Annotated in this window: 12 protein-coding genes; 3 read left to right on the top strand and 9 right to left on the bottom strand. The window is 63.0% G+C overall.

All coding sequences use genetic code 11. The features are described from left to right. Positions 1 to 29: 29 nt before the first annotated feature. The 5 genes from EPN59_RS14300 to EPN59_RS14280 are packed head-to-tail and all read right to left on the bottom strand — an operon-like array spanning position 30 to position 8,389. Positions 30 to 1,469, bottom strand: a complete 1,440-nt coding sequence (locus tag EPN59_RS14300; RefSeq protein ID WP_293035521.1) for a heavy metal sensor histidine kinase — start codon at positions 1,467 to 1,469, stop codon at positions 30 to 32. Continuing rightward, positions 1,466 to 2,155 (bottom strand): heavy metal response regulator transcription factor, encoded by a 690-nt coding sequence (locus EPN59_RS14295; RefSeq protein ID WP_293035520.1) that lies wholly within the window; start codon positions 2,153 to 2,155, stop codon positions 1,466 to 1,468. The genes EPN59_RS14300 and EPN59_RS14295 overlap by 4 nt, the downstream gene beginning before the upstream one ends. Before the next feature lie 49 nt (positions 2,156 to 2,204). After that, positions 2,205 to 3,797 (bottom strand): efflux transporter outer membrane subunit, encoded by a 1,593-nt coding sequence (locus EPN59_RS14290; protein WP_293035536.1) that lies wholly within the window; start codon positions 3,795 to 3,797, stop codon positions 2,205 to 2,207. Between the two features lie 44 nt (positions 3,798 to 3,841). Continuing rightward, positions 3,842 to 5,107: an efflux RND transporter periplasmic adaptor subunit gene (locus tag EPN59_RS14285; protein WP_293035519.1), complete on the bottom strand. Its 1,266-nt coding sequence runs from the start codon at positions 5,105 to 5,107 to the stop codon at positions 3,842 to 3,844. Positions 5,108 to 5,152: 45 nt separating this feature from the next. Continuing rightward, complete coding sequence (locus EPN59_RS14280) at positions 5,153 to 8,389, bottom strand: efflux RND transporter permease subunit (RefSeq protein WP_293035518.1); 3,237 nt, start codon at positions 8,387 to 8,389, stop codon at positions 5,153 to 5,155. A 496-nt stretch (positions 8,390 to 8,885) separates the two neighbouring features. Between EPN59_RS14280 and EPN59_RS14275 the strand changes: the two genes are divergently transcribed. Together EPN59_RS14275 and EPN59_RS14270 are read left to right on the top strand one after the other, a co-directional pair. Continuing rightward, positions 8,886 to 9,593 (top strand): MgtC/SapB family protein, encoded by a 708-nt coding sequence (locus EPN59_RS14275; RefSeq protein ID WP_293035517.1) that lies wholly within the window; start codon positions 8,886 to 8,888, stop codon positions 9,591 to 9,593. Positions 9,594 to 9,789: 196 nt separating this feature from the next. Continuing rightward, a complete protein-coding gene (locus EPN59_RS14270; protein ID WP_293035516.1) occupies positions 9,790 to 10,041 on the top strand; it encodes a GlsB/YeaQ/YmgE family stress response membrane protein in 252 nt (83 codons plus the stop codon). Positions 10,042 to 10,154: 113 nt separating this feature from the next. Here EPN59_RS14270 and EPN59_RS14265 read toward each other — a convergent pair whose 3' ends face one another. The 3 genes from EPN59_RS14265 to EPN59_RS14255 form a co-directional block, all read right to left on the bottom strand. Next, positions 10,155 to 11,681: an acetyl-CoA hydrolase/transferase family protein gene (locus tag EPN59_RS14265; protein ID WP_293046252.1), complete on the bottom strand. Its 1,527-nt coding sequence runs from the start codon at positions 11,679 to 11,681 to the stop codon at positions 10,155 to 10,157. Between the two features lie 163 nt (positions 11,682 to 11,844). Then, positions 11,845 to 12,063, bottom strand: a complete 219-nt coding sequence (locus EPN59_RS14260; protein WP_293046249.1) for a hypothetical protein — start codon at positions 12,061 to 12,063, stop codon at positions 11,845 to 11,847. Between the two features lie 148 nt (positions 12,064 to 12,211). Continuing rightward, positions 12,212 to 14,401: an FUSC family protein gene (locus EPN59_RS14255; RefSeq protein ID WP_293046246.1), complete on the bottom strand. Its 2,190-nt coding sequence runs from the start codon at positions 14,399 to 14,401 to the stop codon at positions 12,212 to 12,214. A gap of 190 nt (positions 14,402 to 14,591) precedes the next feature. On the opposite strand from EPN59_RS14255, the gene EPN59_RS14250 reads away from it, so the two are divergent. Beyond that, positions 14,592 to 15,599 (top strand): LysR family transcriptional regulator, encoded by a 1,008-nt coding sequence (locus EPN59_RS14250; protein WP_293039147.1) that lies wholly within the window; start codon positions 14,592 to 14,594, stop codon positions 15,597 to 15,599. Here the strand turns inward: EPN59_RS14250 and EPN59_RS14245 are convergent. Next, positions 15,596 to 15,842 (bottom strand): hypothetical protein (locus EPN59_RS14245; protein ID WP_293039144.1); only part of this gene is annotated, 247 nt, incomplete at its 5' end. The genes EPN59_RS14250 and EPN59_RS14245 overlap by 4 nt on opposite strands.

Genomic DNA, 15,842 nt, shown 5'->3' with positions numbered 1-15,842 from the left:
CTGCGTACATCAAGGTGCATTAGGGTGCATCAGGGCGAGACGTGCACCGGCAGCCCCGCGCGCCCCTGGCGCTGCGAATCCTGCGCACGCGCGGCGCTCTCTCGCGCGCAGTCGATGGCCAGCGAAAAGCCAAACGTATTGACGCCGTTTGCACTACGCACGAACACCGAGCCGGCATGCATTTCGGCCACCGCCTTCACGATGGACAAGCCGAGCCCGTGATTCTCGTGACTGTTCGAGCGCGCCTCCTGGATGCGGTAAAAGCGGTCGAAGATATGCTCGCGCACCACCGGATCGAGCGGCTCGCCCGGGTTCGATACCGCAATTTCCACATGACCGTCCAGCGGTGCAATAGACGCCTGCAGCGTCATGCCCGGCACCGAATGCTGAATCGCATTGACGAGAAGATTGCTCACCGCGCGCCCGATCAGCGAGGTATTTACCCAGGCGGTGGCGTTGCCGTGCACCTCGACGCGCAACTGCGCCTCTTCGAGCGGCATCTCCAGAAACTCCAGCATGCGCTCCACTTCGGCCCGCAGCGAGACTTCGGAGAGGTCCGTCGCGCGCTCTCCGCGATCACTGCGCGACAGGAACAGCATGTCGTTGACGATCACGCGCAACCGTTCGAATTCTTCCAGATTCGATTGCAGCGTCTGACGCAATTGCAGCACCGAGCGATCACGCGTGAGTGCAACCTGGGTTTGTCCGATCAGAATGCTGACCGGCGTGCGCAGTTCGTGCGCGACGTCGGCATTGAACGATTCGAGTCGCCCATAGGCCCTGTCGAGCCGCTCAAGCGCGCCGTTGAACGAAGTCGCCAGTTCGTGCAGTTCCTCCGGCAATGCGTCGGCACGCAGACGTTGACGTCGATTCGACGGGCTCAATTGCGCCGCCTCGCGCGAGAGCCGCGTGAGCGGTTCGAGGCCGAAGCGCGTGGCCGCACGGCTGAGCAGTGCGACCGCAATCGTGGACGCTGCAATCAATGCGCCGAGCACAATGCCGAAGCGCCGGAGCATCAGCTCCGTGCGTTCGCTGTCGCTTGCGACCACGAGCTTCACCATGGGCCGGTCGCCGCTCGCGGGCACCATGAAGCTCGTCATGAGCACGTCGTAATCGCTGCCGCGCGGCCGCACGAGCTGGTGATCCGAACCCATGGTGTCCTTCACCTCGCCGTCGATCGGCTTGCCGAAACGAAAGCGCGGATCGGGTCCTTCGACGTAGTAGTGCATGCGGCTGTCGGCCGGAGACAGATCGTTCAGCTTCTCCTGCACGAACGCCCATTTCTTCACGTCGGGTGCATGCTCCACGATCAGGCGTGCAATGCGCGCGCGCGTGTCGAGCGTCTCGCGCGCTTCGTTGAAGAGCTGTGTTCTCATCAGCAGGAACAGGCCTGTCCCCGTGAGCGTGAACACGACGAGCGATACCGCTGCGAACATCGCCGAAAGTCGCAGCGAGATCGAGCGTTTCATGATGTCTGGCCTCCGTCCTCGCGCACTTCGAGTACGTAACCCATGCCGCGAATGGTGTGCAGGAGTTTCGCCGCGTACGGGCCGTCAAGTTTCGCGCGCAACCGTTTGATCGCAGTTTCGACGACGTTGGCGTTGCTTTCGAAGTTCACGTCCCAGACGAGTTCGGTGATGAGCGTCTTCGAGAGAATTTCGCCGCGCCGCCGTGCGAGCACGGACAGCAATTGAAATTCCTTCGCCGTGAGATCGAGCCGCACGCCGTCGCGCGTCGCGCGTCGGCTGATCAGATCCACCTGCAGATCGCCCACCGAGATCAAGGTCGATTCCTGCACGCGTGCGCGGCGTGTGAGCGCGCGCAGCCGCTCCACGAGTTCGAGGAACGAGAACGGCTTCGTCAGATAGTCGTCGGCGCCGTCGCGCAGACCGAGCACGCGGTCATCGACGCGATCACGCGCCGTCAGCATGATCACCGGCGTGTCCTTCTTCGCGCGCAATGCGCGCAGCACGCCGAAGCCGTCGAGCTTCGGCAGCATCACATCGAGCACGATCACATCGAAGTCGTATTCGATGGCCATCCACGCGCCTTCCTCGCCGTCCATCGCGACGTCGACGACCCATCCCTGCTCGCTCAGCCCGCTACGCAAGTAGTCCACGACCTTGCGCTCGTCTTCGATCACCAATACCTTCATGCCCGTTCCTCCTCTTCGCGGGGCCTGCCAGGCCCGCGCGTGCGCGCGACTAGCGCGCCTGGCTCTTCCCGGCCGCCAACGCCTGCGCGGCGTCGCGTATGACGCCGCCCGCTGTATTGCCCGTCCCTGCCTGGGTGCGTGCATCGTGCACATCGTTCACCCCGGCTCTCGCCGTCTCGCGGCAGGTGCCCGCACTGCACGCCAGATCGCGGTCCCCGGCGCTCCATCCGCCGCCCAGTGCTTTCGCGAGATACACCACCGTGGCCACCTGCTGACCATGAATCTGCACTTCCTGGCGCTCGCTTGCAAGGCGTTGCTGCTCGGCGTTCAGCACGTCGATGAACGCAACGAGCCCGCCCTGATAGCGCGCGTTCGCAAGTTCGAACGACTGACGCGCGTCGTCCACGGCGGCCTGCCCTTCACCCGAGGCGCGGTCGAGCACCGAGAGGCCCGTTACCGCATTTTGCACCTCCTGGAACGCTGTCAATACGGTCTGCCGATAGGTGGCCCGCGACGATTCGTAGCCCGCCTTTGCATAATCGACGCCCGCCGCGCGCTTGCCGCCGTCGAACAGCACTTCGCTCGCGCTCGATCCAAGCGACCACATGAGGCTCGGCACGCTGAAGAGCGTGGCAAAGCGCGTCGACTCCCAGCCGATGCCGGGCGTGAGCGTGAGGTCTGGAAAATACGCGGAACGCGCCACGCCGATCTGCGCGTTGGCCGCCGCCATGGCGCGCTCGGCCGAGGCGACGTCCGGGCGGCGCTGCAGCAGTTCGCTCGGCAGCCCGGCGGGCAGCGCCGGGACCGGCAGCGGCGTCACCTTCGGCGCGAGCGAGAATTCGGGCGCGGGCTTGCCGACCAGCACTGCGATGGCGTGTTCGTCCTGCTGGCGCTGGTTCGTCAGCAACTGCACCTGGGTTCGCGCGGAAGCCAGTTGCGCCTTCTGCTGAAGCACTTCGAGACCCGACACCGCACCGAGATCGTGTTGCGCGTTGACGAAATCGAGCGCCTTTTGCTGCAACGCGACGGAGCGGTTCACGACGTCGATTTCGTCGTCCAGTTCGCGCAGTGCGAAGTAATCGGTGGCGAGTTCGGCGGTGAGGACGAGGCGCGCGTTCGCGAGATCGTCGCCGGCCTGCTGTGTCGATGCCGTCGCCGACTCGACCGTGCGGCGGATGCGGCCGAACAGATCCAGCTCGTAGCTGATGGACGGGCCGATGTTCAGATCGTTCTGCACCGTCGACGTATTCGCCGTCGCATAGCTCATTTGCGGCCGGTTCGCGGAGACGCGCGCACGCGCCGCGCCTGCATCGAGCGTGACTTGCGGCGATTGTTGCGAGGACACCGAAGCCAGCGTCGCGCGCGACTGCGCATAGTGCGCGGCGGCAACGCGCAGCGTCTGGTTTCCGGCGAGCGCCTGCTGCTCGAGTTCATTCAGTTCCGTGTTTTCGAATGCACGCCACCACTGCGGATCGAGCGGCGCATGCGACGGCTGCGCGGCGTGCCAATACGAATCGGCAGGATCGACGCGCCACGCGGCGGGACTTTTCGTCTGCGGCGCGTGATAGTCGGGACCCACCGTGCAAGCCGCGAGACACGTCGTGCCGAGGACCGCAAGTCCCCTGTACGCGCGCCCGCTCAAGCGCGTCTTTGCCGCCTTTGCCGCCGTTGCATTACGCTGGGACTTCACGTCGTACTCCGCTTCGCCGACGCGGCGGCACCGCCTGCGCCGCTTGCAACTTTCCCGGCTGGCGCAACGACGGTAACGCTGTCGCCGTCCGCAATCGAGTCGCTCGGATTCAGCACCACGCGATCGTTCGCGTCGAGCCCATGCCCGATCACGAGCGTCTGACCGAGATCCTGCGCAATTTCGACGGGCTTGAGCTGCACTTTTCCATCTGCGCCCACAACGGCGAGATGCGGCCCTTCCGCGCGAAACAGGAGCGCGTTGCCCGGCACGGTCAGCATGCCCTTCGAATCGGTCTGCAGCGCTGCCTGCACGTAAGCGCCCGGCAGGAGCTTGCCGTCGGGATTCGGCAGCGTGATTTCGGCCTGCAACGTGCGCGTCGCGACATCGATTGCCTGCGACGTGCGCGTCACCTTGCCCTTGAACGTCACGCCCGGCATCTCCTGTTGCGTGACGCTCACCTGCTGTCCCACGGCAACATCTTGCGCGTAGGTCTGCGGCACGTCGACGTACAGCCGCAGCGTATCCGTCTGAGCAATGGAAAAGAGCGCATGCCCCGCGCCGCCGTTGCCCGCATTCACGAGATCGCCGATATCGACGTTGCGCTGCGTGATGACGCCCGTGATCGGCGCGACGATCCGCTGAAAGCCCTTCATTTGCACGAGCTTGCGCACGTTGGCGTCGGCGGCAGCGAGATTCGCCACGTCCTGGCTGTACGCGCCATGGCGATCGTCGAGTTCCTGCTGCGAGACCGCATCGCGCTGCCGCAATTGCTCCGCGCGGTCAAACGATGTCCTGGCGAGCGAAAGTGTCGAAGCCGCCTGATCGCGCTGCGCCTGCGCCTGCGCCAGTTCCTGATCGATCTCTGGCGTATCGATCTGCGCCAGCAACTGGCCTTGCTGCACATGTGCGCCGATATCGGCATACCAGTGCAGCACATAACCGTTTGCACGCGAATAAATCGGCGCCTCGACAAAACCGCGCAAAGTGCCTGGCAGCACGATGCGTCCGTCCGCGCCGGCGGCAACCGGATGCACGACGCTCACGTATTGCGTCGCGTTGCGCTTCGTGACATCGGCGAGACGATGCGTGTTTTGCAGGTTCGCGACGATCGTGCGGGTCGCGCCCGCCGCCAGCAGCAGCGCGATGACGATCACCGCGAGCTTCGCACGCTTGCCTGCCTGATGGCGCGCGGGCAGATCCATGCCGTGCTGGCCTGCACCGACGGCGATATCGAGGGATGAGTGTGGATGAGGTTCGTTCATTTCATCGACCAGAATTTACGTAACCGGATTGCTTAATATCCCGCTTCAATGGCGGCCATGCCGCGCTTCACGTTGCGACTCACGTTCGCGCTTCGCGGCCGCTCGGCGCGCGAGGCGGCCGTGCACGGTCGCGAACATCATCGGGACGAACAGCAGAGTGGAAACCGTGGCGAACAGCAGACCGCCGATCACCGCGCGGCCGAGCGGCGCGTTCTGTTCAGCGCCCTCGCCGAGACCGAGCGCCATCGGCAGCATGCCGATCATCATGGCGAACGCGGTCATGAGCACGGGGCGGATGCGCGTCGCGCCCGCTTCGAGCGCTGCGGCGAGCGGCGTGACACCGGCCATCAGCCGCTGCCGCGCGAACGACACGACGAGAATACTGTTCGCCGTCGCGACGCCAACGGTCATGATCGCGCCGGTCAGCGCAGGCACGCTCAGGTGCGTGCCCGTGATGAACAGCATCCACGCGATGCCGGCGAGCGCCGCAGGCAGCGCGCTGATGATGATGAGCGGGTCGGCCCATGACTGGAAGTTCACGACGATCAGCAGATAGACGAGCACGACGGCCATCGCGATACCCACGCCGAGGCCGACGTACGACGAGCGCATCGTGTCGATCTGGCCGCGCATCGCGATGGTCGTGCCGCGCGGCGCGCTCGCCTGGGCCGTCTTGATGAGGCCGTCGATGCGCGAGCCCACGGTGCCGAGGTCGCTGCCCTCCACACTCACGAGCAGATCGATCACAGGACGGATGTTGTAGTGCGTGACGATTGCCGGGCCCGTGTGCGGCTGCAGCCGCACGAGGTTGCTCACGAGCTGCAGCGGCGCATTGGGGCGCGCCGCGACCGGTGTGCCCATCACCTCGCTCACGGAGGCTTCACGATACTGCGGCGTCTGCACGGCGAGCGGATACTCGACGCCGTTCTTCGGATTCACCCAGAACGCAGGCGAGGTCTGCGAACTGCCGGACAGCGAAATCAGCACGTTCTGCGCCACGTTTTGCGGGCTCAGATTCAATTGCTGCATGCGCGAGCGGTCCATCTCGAGCCTCAGCGCCGGTTCGTCGTTGCGCTGTTCGATGTGCGCGTCGACGGCGCCCGGCATCTGGCGCACCGCTTTGAGCAACCGGCTCGCGAGCGCCATGTCCTGCCCGATATCTGCGCCCACCACCTGCACGTCGATGGCAGCAGGCTGCCCGAAGTTCAGGATCTGCGTGACGATGTCCGCGGGTTGAAAGAAGAACTCCACGCCCGGGAAACGCTGCGGCAGTAGCGCGCGCAACTTGTCGATGTAAAGGCTGGACGGTTTGTGGTCGGCCTTCAGCGCGATCTGGATTTCGCCGTCGAGCGTGCCCATCGTCCCCGCGTTGCTGTACGAAAGGTTGATGCCGCTATACGGCAAGCCGAGATTGTCGACGATCGTTTCCAGCTGATCCGGCGGCACGACCTCGCGGATGGTCCGCTCGACTTCGTCCGCGAGACGCGCGGTTTCTTCGATGCGGTAACCGGTCGGCGCGCGCATATGCAAACGAATGTTGCCCGCATCGACGGACGGGAAGAAATCTCGGCCTATGAAAAACACCAGCACGAGCGAGAGCAGGCAGAAGCCGAGGAACGCGCTGCCGAACACGCGGCGCCGCGCGAGCAGCAAGCTCAGCAGCGCGATGTAGTTCGCGCGCACGCGCTCGAACCCTTGATTGAACCGGTGATGGATGTGCGCGAAAAGTGAGCGACGCGAGCGCGGCGCGCCGTGCTGCGCGTGGCCGCCGTCGTGGCCGCCATTGGGGCCGCCATTGGGGCCGCCATGCGTGAAGAGCAGCATCGCGAGCGTCGGCACAAGCGTGCGCGAGAGGATGTACGACGCGATCATCGCGAACACCACCGCTTCCGCGAGCGGCACGAACAGGAAGCGTGCAACGCCCGTAAGGAAGAACATCGGCACGAACACGATGCAGATGCACATCGTCGAAACGAGTGCGGGCACCGCGATTTCACCCGCGCCTTCGAGAATGCCCTCGTGCAGGCCCGCGCCCAGATGGAAATGGCGTTCGATGTTCTCGATCGTCACGGTTGCGTCGTCAACGAGAATGCCGACCGCGAGCGCGAGCCCGCCGAGCGTCATGATGTTGATCGTCTCGCCGAGCGCGTAGAGCGCAAGCAGCGACGAGAGAATCGACAGCGGAATCGACACCGCAATGATGAGCGTGCTGCGCCAGTTGCCGAGAAACAACAGGATCATCGCAGCGGTGAGCACGGCGGCGATCAGCGCCTCGCGCACGACGCCCTGCACTGCGGCGGCCACGAAGATCGACTGATCGAAGAGCGGCTTGACGATGAGGTCGGCGGGCAGCGTATCGCGCACTTTCGGCAGCAGCGCCTTCAGGTTGTTCACCACTTGCAGCGTGGACGCATCGCCGCTCTTGAGGATCGAGATCAGCACGCCGCGCGTGCCGTCCTGACGCACGACGTTGGTCTGCGGCGTGAAGCCGTCGCGCACGTGCGCAACATCGCCGAGATACGTCGTTGCGCCGTTGACCGTCTGTACCGGAATGTGGTTCAGGTCCGCAATCGTATCCGGCGCGGCGTTGGTATCGACGCGATACTCGCTCACCCCCATCTTCGCGGTGCCGGTCGGCAGGATCAGGTTCTGCGTATTGACCGCATTGACGATGTCGGCGGGCGTGAGGCCCTTCGCAATCAGCGCGCGCGTATCGATGTCGACCGAAATCACGCGCGTCTTGCCGCCGTACGGATACGGCACCTGTGCGCCCGGAATCGTGATCAGTTGCGGACGCAAGAAGTTCATCGCAATGTCGGCGAGCGCCTGTTCACTCATGGTCTTGCTGGACAGGCCGAGCTGAATCACGGGAATGCTCGACGCCGAGTAGCTGATGACGAGCGGCGGCGTGGCGCCCGGCGGCATCTGCTTGACCTGCGTCTGTTCGGAGGCGACCGTTTGCGCGAGCGCGGTCTGCAGATTCGCGCCCGGCTGCAGGAACAGCTTGATAACGGCGATGCCGGGCAGCGACTGCGATTCGATGTGCCCGATGTTACTGACGGTGGTCGTGAGGCCACGCTCGTTGACCGAGGTGACGCGGTTCGCCATGTCCTTCGCGGACATGCCGGTATACGACCAGATGATGCTGATAACCGGGATATTGATATTCGGCAGCACGTCGGTCGCCATCGACATGAGGGCGAACGGCGTGGCCAGCACGATCATGATGGCCATCACGATGAACGTGTATGGCCGCTTCAGTGCAAGATTGACAATCCACATGTGACTGCTTCAGGCGGGCTTGATGGACTCCTCGTAAGGAGCGGTGATCCAGGATGCATTCCGGGCGGTGCCGCATGATAGGCAAAAGCGGTGGCGCTTTGCTGGCGGCAAGATGGCGAAATTGACAGGCTGGGAATGTTCCTGCTGATATGCGCCGATCAGCGCTGAAATGTGCTTGATACGCGGGCAAATCACTGCAACGCCGCCGCAACCGGGAATCGGCCCATGCAGGCGATTTTCCGGGTGTGACGCGCGTGGGATACCGTTGCAACCGCAACGTCCCGGCCAAACCGGCCATGTCCGTCAGAACAGGGCCAACTTCAGTATGCGGGAAAGGCCGTGGCCAGATGCTGACTTCCAAATGACCGTGCCGACAGCTTGGCGAGCGTGGCCACACCACGTATGATCCTCGGCGCCCCCTTGGCCGCAGCGCACAGCGCATGCCGTGGGTGTGCAACGCACGCTGCATCCGGCCCACCGCTCTCGTGACAGAAAGATGACTTTCGAACTCACCCTACGCCTTTTCGCGGCGTTCGCCTGCGGCGTCGCCATCGGCCTGGAACGCCAGATTCGCCAACGCACGGCGGGCCTGCGCACGGTCACGCTCGTGGCGAGCGGCGCGTGTCTCTTCGTGACGCTCGGCGTGCTGACCGGCAACGGTACATCCGGCATTACGCAGATCGCGGCCTACGTCGTTTCGGGGGTCGGCTTCCTGGGCGGCGGCGTGATCATGCGCGAGAAGGGGTCGATCCAGGGGATCAACACGGCGGCAACGCTGTGGTGCGCCGCGGCGATCGGCGTGTTGTGCGGCGCCGGTCACTACGGCCCGGCGCTCGCGGGCACGGTCATCGTACTGCTCATCAATACGGTGCTGCGCGAGGTGAGCCGCGCGATCAACGCGACTCCGGTCTCGGCTGCCGATCTCGTGCGCGAATATGTGCTCACGGTGGTGTGCCGCGAAGAGGACGAAATCCATATTCGCACCGTGCTTTCCAATTCGATGTATTCGACGCCGCTCTCCTTCCAGAGCCTGACCAGCGAAGATTTGCCCGGCGAGCCTGTGCGACTGCGTGTGACGGCAACGTTGCGGCTGCATCCGAAATACCAGGCGAAACTCGAAGCCATCGCGAGCCGGCTCAGCATGGAAAAAGGTGTGTCGGGCGTAAGCTGGACCGCCGCGGAAACCGAAATCGCACCGGAATGACGCCTGCGATTCCGCGCTTTTGTCTGATCTGATTTCCAGACATCCGAACCGGGTCTGAGCTGTCATGCATCGCCGAACGATGAGACCGGCTATTTAAAAAGCGTCAAGTCCGGCCACATCACCTGGCCTGTCCCTCGTGCGTAGGCTAAGCTGAACTCACCGTGAACCTTTCACGCCAACAAAGGGAGTGCTCAACATGCAACACGGCATCATCGCCTGGCTCATCATCGGCGCAATCGCAGGCTGGATCGCCGGCGTGCTCGTCAAGGGCGGCGGCTTTGGATTGATCGTCGATATCATTGTTGGGATTGTCGGTGCGTTCATCGGCGGCTGGCTGGCAGGGATCCTCGGGATTTCGCTCGGCGGCGGATTCATCAGCTCGATCATCACGGCCATCGTGGGCGCAGTGATTCTGCTCTTCGTCATCCGGCTATTCCGTCGCGCCTAGCAAGCGCGCCGCGCAAAGCAAAACGGGTGTGCCGTTGCCGGCACACCCGTTTTTTCTTGTTCGCTTACGTTGCTTTCGTCGCTTACGTTGCTTTCGTCACGTTAATTGCGGCGTTATGCGTTCGCCACGAGGAGCTCCGAGCTCTCGGGCAGCATCGAACCGGTCTGGTTGTAGCGCACATGCATCTCGAATGCCTTCGTGAGATCGTGCGGCGTCTGACCACCGTGCTTGAGCGCATCGCGGTAGTAGTCGCGCAGCAGGTCGCGATAGAGCGGATGCACACAGCGCTCGATGATGAGCGTGGCGCGCTCGCGCGGTGCGAGACCGCGCAGGTCGGCGAGACCCTGCTCGGTCACGATCACGTCCACGTCGTGCTCGTTGTGGTCGACGTGCGGCACCATCGGCACGATGCTCGAAATGCGGCCGTCCTTGGCGATGGCCTTCGTCGCGAAGATCGCGCACGATGCGTTGCGCGCGAAATCGCCCGAGCCGCCGATGCCGTTCATCATGTGCGTGCCGCCCACGTGCGTCGAATTCACGTTGCCGAAAATATCGCATTCGAGCGCGGTGTTCAGCGCGATCAGGCCGAGACGGCGGATCACTTCCGGATGGTTGCTGACTTCCTGCGGACGCAGCACGAGCTTGTCGCGATAGCGGTCGAGTTCGGCCAGCACCTGTTTCTGACGCCGTGCGGAGAGCGTCATCGACGCGCCCGATGCGAACACCATCTTGCCGGAATCGATGAGGTCGAACGTGGAGTCCTGCAGCACTTCCGAATACATCGTGAGCGCTTCGAACGGCGAATCCACGAAGCCGGACAGCACCGCGTTCGCGATCGTGCCGATGCCGGCCTGCAGCGGCGGTAGTTGCGCATTCATGCGGCCGTGCTTCACTTCGTGCTGAAGGAAATCGATGAGGTGACCGGCGATGCGCGCCGTCTCATCGTCGGCGGGCAGCACGGTCGACGGGCTGTCCGGCTGATCCGTGATGACGATGGCCGCGATCTTTTCGGGCGGAATGTCGATCGTGGGCGTGCCGACGCGGTCTTGCGGACGCACGATCGGCAGCGGGTCGCGATGCGGACGGCGGCCCGGAATCCAGACGTCGTGCAGACCTTCGAGTGCGAGCGGCTGGGCGAGGTTGATTTCGACAATCACCTTTTCCGCAAGGATTGCAAAGCTTGCCGAATTGCCGACCGACGTGGTGGGAACAATACCGCCATCTTCCGTAATCGCAGCGGCCTCGATGATTGCGAGGTCCAGCTTGCCGAGCAGATTGGCGCGCAGCATCTCGACCGTTTCCGAAAGATGCTGGTCGACGAACATCACTTCACCGCGATTGATGGCCTTACGCAGCGTCGAGTCGACCTGGAACGGCAGGCGGCGTTCGAGCACGCCGGCTTCGGTCAACATGCGGTCGACGTCGTGACCGAGCGATGCGCCCGTCATCAGCGTAATGCGCAGGGGTTCCTTTTCTTCGCGCGCCCGGCGAGCCAGCTCGATCGGCACAGCCTTCGTGTCGCCCGCGCGGGTGAAACCGCTTGCGCCAACACGCATGCCATTACGTACAAGCTGTGCCGCTTCAGCGGCCGAAGTGATTTTCCCGCGCAATGCGGCACATCGAATACGGTCTTCGTACATCCTCTATGTCTCCACTCCAATTATTTGGTTCGCCAATATTCCTGGTCTCGCCCAGACGGCACTCGAAGCGGCGCACAACAATTCACAGGGCCGCGAGCCCCGGTTGAAGAGTCGCGGCACCATAATGGGCACGCCACCCCTCACGGACAGCGTGCCGTCAATATCAACTACCGAAATAGGCGATGCAGAAGCCTGCGGGGCCGACACATTCATCGTTCTGTGCCGGCTTCGCGACGTCGTGATGGGCGGGCGCCGCCACGGCCTGCTGGGCTGCGGTCTGCGCGACCTGCTGGGGGACGCCTGATGCCGATGCCGCGTTCTGCGCATAGGCAGCGGAAGCGAACAGCGAACAGGCAACAACAGCAAACTTCAGGATATTCATTTTATCCTCCTTGACTAAAACCTATTGCGTTGCAGTTGCGTGACTATATGACGCATAGCTGATTTGATTAAGAATCCGGGGAGAAACGCATCTTTCCTGTAAATGGAAAGATCGAAAATAAGCCGTCAAATTAGCCTTTTAGCCGTTATTAGCGGCGGCGTTTCTCGTGCGAGAGCGTGCCGAGCGGCTCATCGCGATCGAGCAAAGCACTGCGGATGAAATGGAGATGGCTCAGGAGCCGCTGCGCGTCGTGGCGGCGATCCCGTGTATGAGCGACTGCGCCGAGTGCCTCCTGGGCGACCCATGTCGCCGCACGAACCGATATAAGTGCACGCGCAACCATCTGCGGACCCGGATCGTCGAAAAGCCGCGCAATGGCCGTTTGCACGCGCGCGAGGGACTGTCCCCATCGGGCGTCGAGATCGGACAGCCAGCTTGCGGCGTGAGCCTCACGACGCAGATCGACCATCGCATGCCCGACTTCGAGCGTGACCAGCATCCAGCGCAACGCACGCCGATGCTCACGTTTCCGCCCGCTCAACACGAGACGAAGCTGGTGCATCAGATCATGCGTGCCCGACTGAAATCGCTCGCCGAGTCCAGGCAGCTCGTCGCTGCACGCGATCACGACCTGACCGCGCAGTTCGCCACACATGCGCGCGATCAGCCATTTCATCTGCGGCGGGAACACGACTGCGAACGCGAGCGCCGCGAGCAGCATCGCCGCGACGATCGCCATGCCGTTGTTGATCAGCAGATCGGGCGTGTACGCGATCACGTTGTCCGGTCCCGCAAGTAGGCAGAAGAAAACGGTAAAGCCCACGCCATAGCCTGCAATACGCGGCCGCGTCGCCAGGAATGCCCCGATCGCGAGCACAGGTGCGAGCGTTGCGCAAAGCAGAGGAAAGCCGTCGACGTTGGAGTACACGTGACAGATGAAGAGATAACCGACGATGGTGGCACAGGCGGCGCCTGCCGCCATCTGCACGGCCATGCGCGTGGCATTCGATGCCGACGACGTGAGTGCGCAAGTGAGCGCCGCAGCAATCATCGCCATGCCCCCGCTGGGCCAGTCGGTCTGCACCCAGAACCAGCCGCACGCCGCCACCACGACCGCCGTGCGCACGAACGTGAAGCCCACGACATACCAGCTCGTGCGCGGCACATAGCGCGTCGCGCGCGTCTCCTGCGCGAGCCCGGGCTGCGTGACCGAGGCATAAGTGCGGCTGTAACGAACGATCTCGGTCGTGAAGCGATACACCAGTTCTGACGAGGTATCGAAGTCCTGCAACGCTTCCCGCGACGCCGTTTCGAGTGGTTGCCGCGCTTCACGAACATGGCGCGGCAACGTGCTCTGCCAGGCTTCCAGCGTATCGGCGAGGCGCAGCGCCCAGGCACGATCGCTCTCGCCGACACGCTGGCTCTGTGCGAGCAGCGCTGCAAGCTCGCGGAAATACGGCACGAGCGGCGCAGTCACGATTTCGCTGCGCTGCACGCGCTTGAGCAGCTGGCGCAGCGCGTGCAGACGTGCGCACGCATCCATGAATTCGCTGTTGAGCCGCGCGAGCAGTTGACTGCGCGAGCGCATCACCGGGTCTTCGAAAAACGAGAATGCACGCGTTGCCTCGAAACCGACGACATCGTCGACAAGACCTGCAAAGCGGCCTTCGAATGCGCTGCGCTCCAGCGCGCCCGTCAGCACGCTTGAAGCAAACGCAGTAAAATTGCGATGCCGCGCACGCAACGTTCGCTCAAGCAGCGAGCCGGTCTGCTGGGGCACGATCACAGCGCTGACCATCCCCGAACACAGGATGCCGACTGCAACTTCCGCGCCACGTCCGAGTGCGGCAAGAAAAAGCCCGTTGGGCTGCATGACGAGCGGAATGCCGATCAGCGCCGCAGTGTAGCCCGCGAGCACAAAACCGTACCAACGAAAATGCCGATTCCTCATGGCCGCTGCCGTACAGGCGGCCACCCAAAGCGTCATGCCGACGATGTAAAGCTCCGGTTGCTGCACAAACACGGACCCGAGCACAATTGCCGCGATCATTCCGACGACAGTCCCGACGATCCGGTACACGCTCTTCGCGAACACCATGCCCGAGAGCGGCTGCATCAACACGAACACCGTGGTCATTGCAATGCGCGGTTGCGGCAAGTCGAGCAACATCGCAATGCCCATCGCGAGCAGGCCCGCCGTGACAGTCTTCAGCAGATGCAGCCATATCGCCCCTTCGATGGAATTCCAGTCGCGCAATGCACGCCTTGCTGCACGCCAGATCGCGTAGGCACGCCGACGCATGTCGATCGCGCGATGTATCGCATGCGGGCGGGTCATGGGAATTGCACTTCGTTTGAGCTGTCATTAAGGACGTCGCCTGCGAACGCAGGGACCGAGGCGCCGATTGTAGGCGCGACATTAGGGCGCATTAACGTGACGGATGAAGAACGTCCGTTCCAGATCACTCAACAATGCTGAGTCGTGCGCGGCGTGACAATATCGTTTCTGTTCCAAACTAGAAGGTCTGATGGATACGCTACAAAACATGCGGGTATTCGTCCGCGTCGTCGAAGCTGGTAGCTTCACCGCGGCGGCTCAGTCGCTCGACTCCACGACTGGCGCCATGTCGCGCGCCGTGTCGGAACTGGAGGCGCATTTGCGCACCCGTCTGCTTAATCGTTCGACGCGTCGGCTCGCGCTGACACCCGCCGGTGAACGGTATCTCGAACGTTGTCTGCATATCCTCTCCGATGTCGACAGCGCCGAAGAAGAAGCAAGTTGCGCACGCGAACGGCCTGCTGGCACGCTGCGCATGCACAGCTTCGCAAGCATCGGACAGCAATACGTACTGCCCGCGATTTCGCGCTATCGCGCGCTGCATCCCGAAGTGACTGTCGAACTCACGCTATCGCAACGCATGCCCGATCTGTTCGAGGGCAGTAGCGACGTGTCTGTTGTTGCGGCTTCATCGCTGCCCAACTCGGATCTGGTGTCGCATCAACTGGGAACAACTTACAGCATTCTTTGCGCGTCACCGGGTTATGTGCAGACGCACGGATCGCCGCGCGTGCCCGCGGATCTCGCGCATCATGACTGCCTGATTCTGAAAACTCCGGCGTTTCCGGCGCACGAATGGACGCTCGAGGGAGCGGATGGAAATGTCGAGATGCAGGTCGACGGCCCGGTGCAGGTGAACATTGCGGAATCGCTTGCAGTGGCGATTCGCGAAGACATGGGTATCGGCATTTTGCCGGTGTATGCGGCTATCGAAGGGCTGCGCAACGGGTCGCTCGTGCGCGTGCTTCCGCAACATAAATTGCAGAAAACGAACGTCTACGCGCTCTATCCGTCGCGTAAATTCGTCGATGCCAAAACGAAGACGTGGGTCGAATTCCTGCGCACGCATCTGCCGGAGGTCATCGCCCGCGACTTGGCCCTGCTCGAAGAATTGACACAGGAGCGGTTTACCGGGGCAGCGCGGGATTTGTCGATGCTGAATGCTGCGCCGGCTGGCGTCGACGAAACCGCACACTAATTTTTTGCTGTAGTCCGAAGTTTGAATATGCAAAAGCCGTCCTCCGGGACGGCTTTTGCATGCGTGTTGCTGTTTTGACAGTTAACTTTGAGCGGTTCGCTTTGAGTGACAGCTTTGACCGCTGCCGTGCAGCCCCGCCCGTTCCAGAGCGAAGGCACAAACGCAAAAACCCCGGCTTTTGAGGGCCGGGGTTTTGCTGGATAAGGAGCCTGACGATTACCTACTTTCACACGGGCAATCCGC

It is taken from the genome of Paraburkholderia sp., assembly GCF_004298475.1.
GTDB classification, from domain to species: Bacteria; Pseudomonadota; Gammaproteobacteria; order Burkholderiales; family Burkholderiaceae; genus Paraburkholderia; species Paraburkholderia denitrificans.
The sequence above is the reverse complement of the archived record's forward strand: the minus strand, read 5'-3'. Positions and strand labels throughout refer to the sequence as shown.

Excerpts from the sequence above, each read along its gene's own strand:
- EPN59_RS14300 (WP_293035521.1), bottom strand. The coding sequence starts at position 1,469 with ATGAAACGCTCGATCTCGCTGCGACTTTCGGCGATGTTCGCAGCGGTA.
- EPN59_RS14295 (WP_293035520.1), bottom strand. The coding sequence starts at position 2,155 with ATGAAGGTATTGGTGATCGAAGACGAGCGCAAGGTCGTGGACTACTTG.
- EPN59_RS14285 (WP_293035519.1), bottom strand. The coding sequence starts at position 5,107 with ATGAACGAACCTCATCCACACTCATCCCTCGATATCGCCGTCGGTGCA.
- EPN59_RS14280 (WP_293035518.1), bottom strand. The coding sequence starts at position 8,389 with ATGTGGATTGTCAATCTTGCACTGAAGCGGCCATACACGTTCATCGTG.
- EPN59_RS14275 (WP_293035517.1), top strand. The coding sequence starts at position 8,886 with ATGACTTTCGAACTCACCCTACGCCTTTTCGCGGCGTTCGCCTGCGGC.
- EPN59_RS14270 (WP_293035516.1), top strand. The coding sequence starts at position 9,790 with ATGCAACACGGCATCATCGCCTGGCTCATCATCGGCGCAATCGCAGGC.
- EPN59_RS14265 (WP_293046252.1), bottom strand. The coding sequence starts at position 11,681 with ATGTACGAAGACCGTATTCGATGTGCCGCATTGCGCGGGAAAATCACT.
- EPN59_RS14260 (WP_293046249.1), bottom strand. The coding sequence starts at position 12,063 with ATGAATATCCTGAAGTTTGCTGTTGTTGCCTGTTCGCTGTTCGCTTCC.
- EPN59_RS14255 (WP_293046246.1), bottom strand. The coding sequence starts at position 14,401 with ATGACCCGCCCGCATGCGATACATCGCGCGATCGACATGCGTCGGCGT.
- EPN59_RS14250 (WP_293039147.1), top strand. The coding sequence starts at position 14,592 with ATGGATACGCTACAAAACATGCGGGTATTCGTCCGCGTCGTCGAAGCT.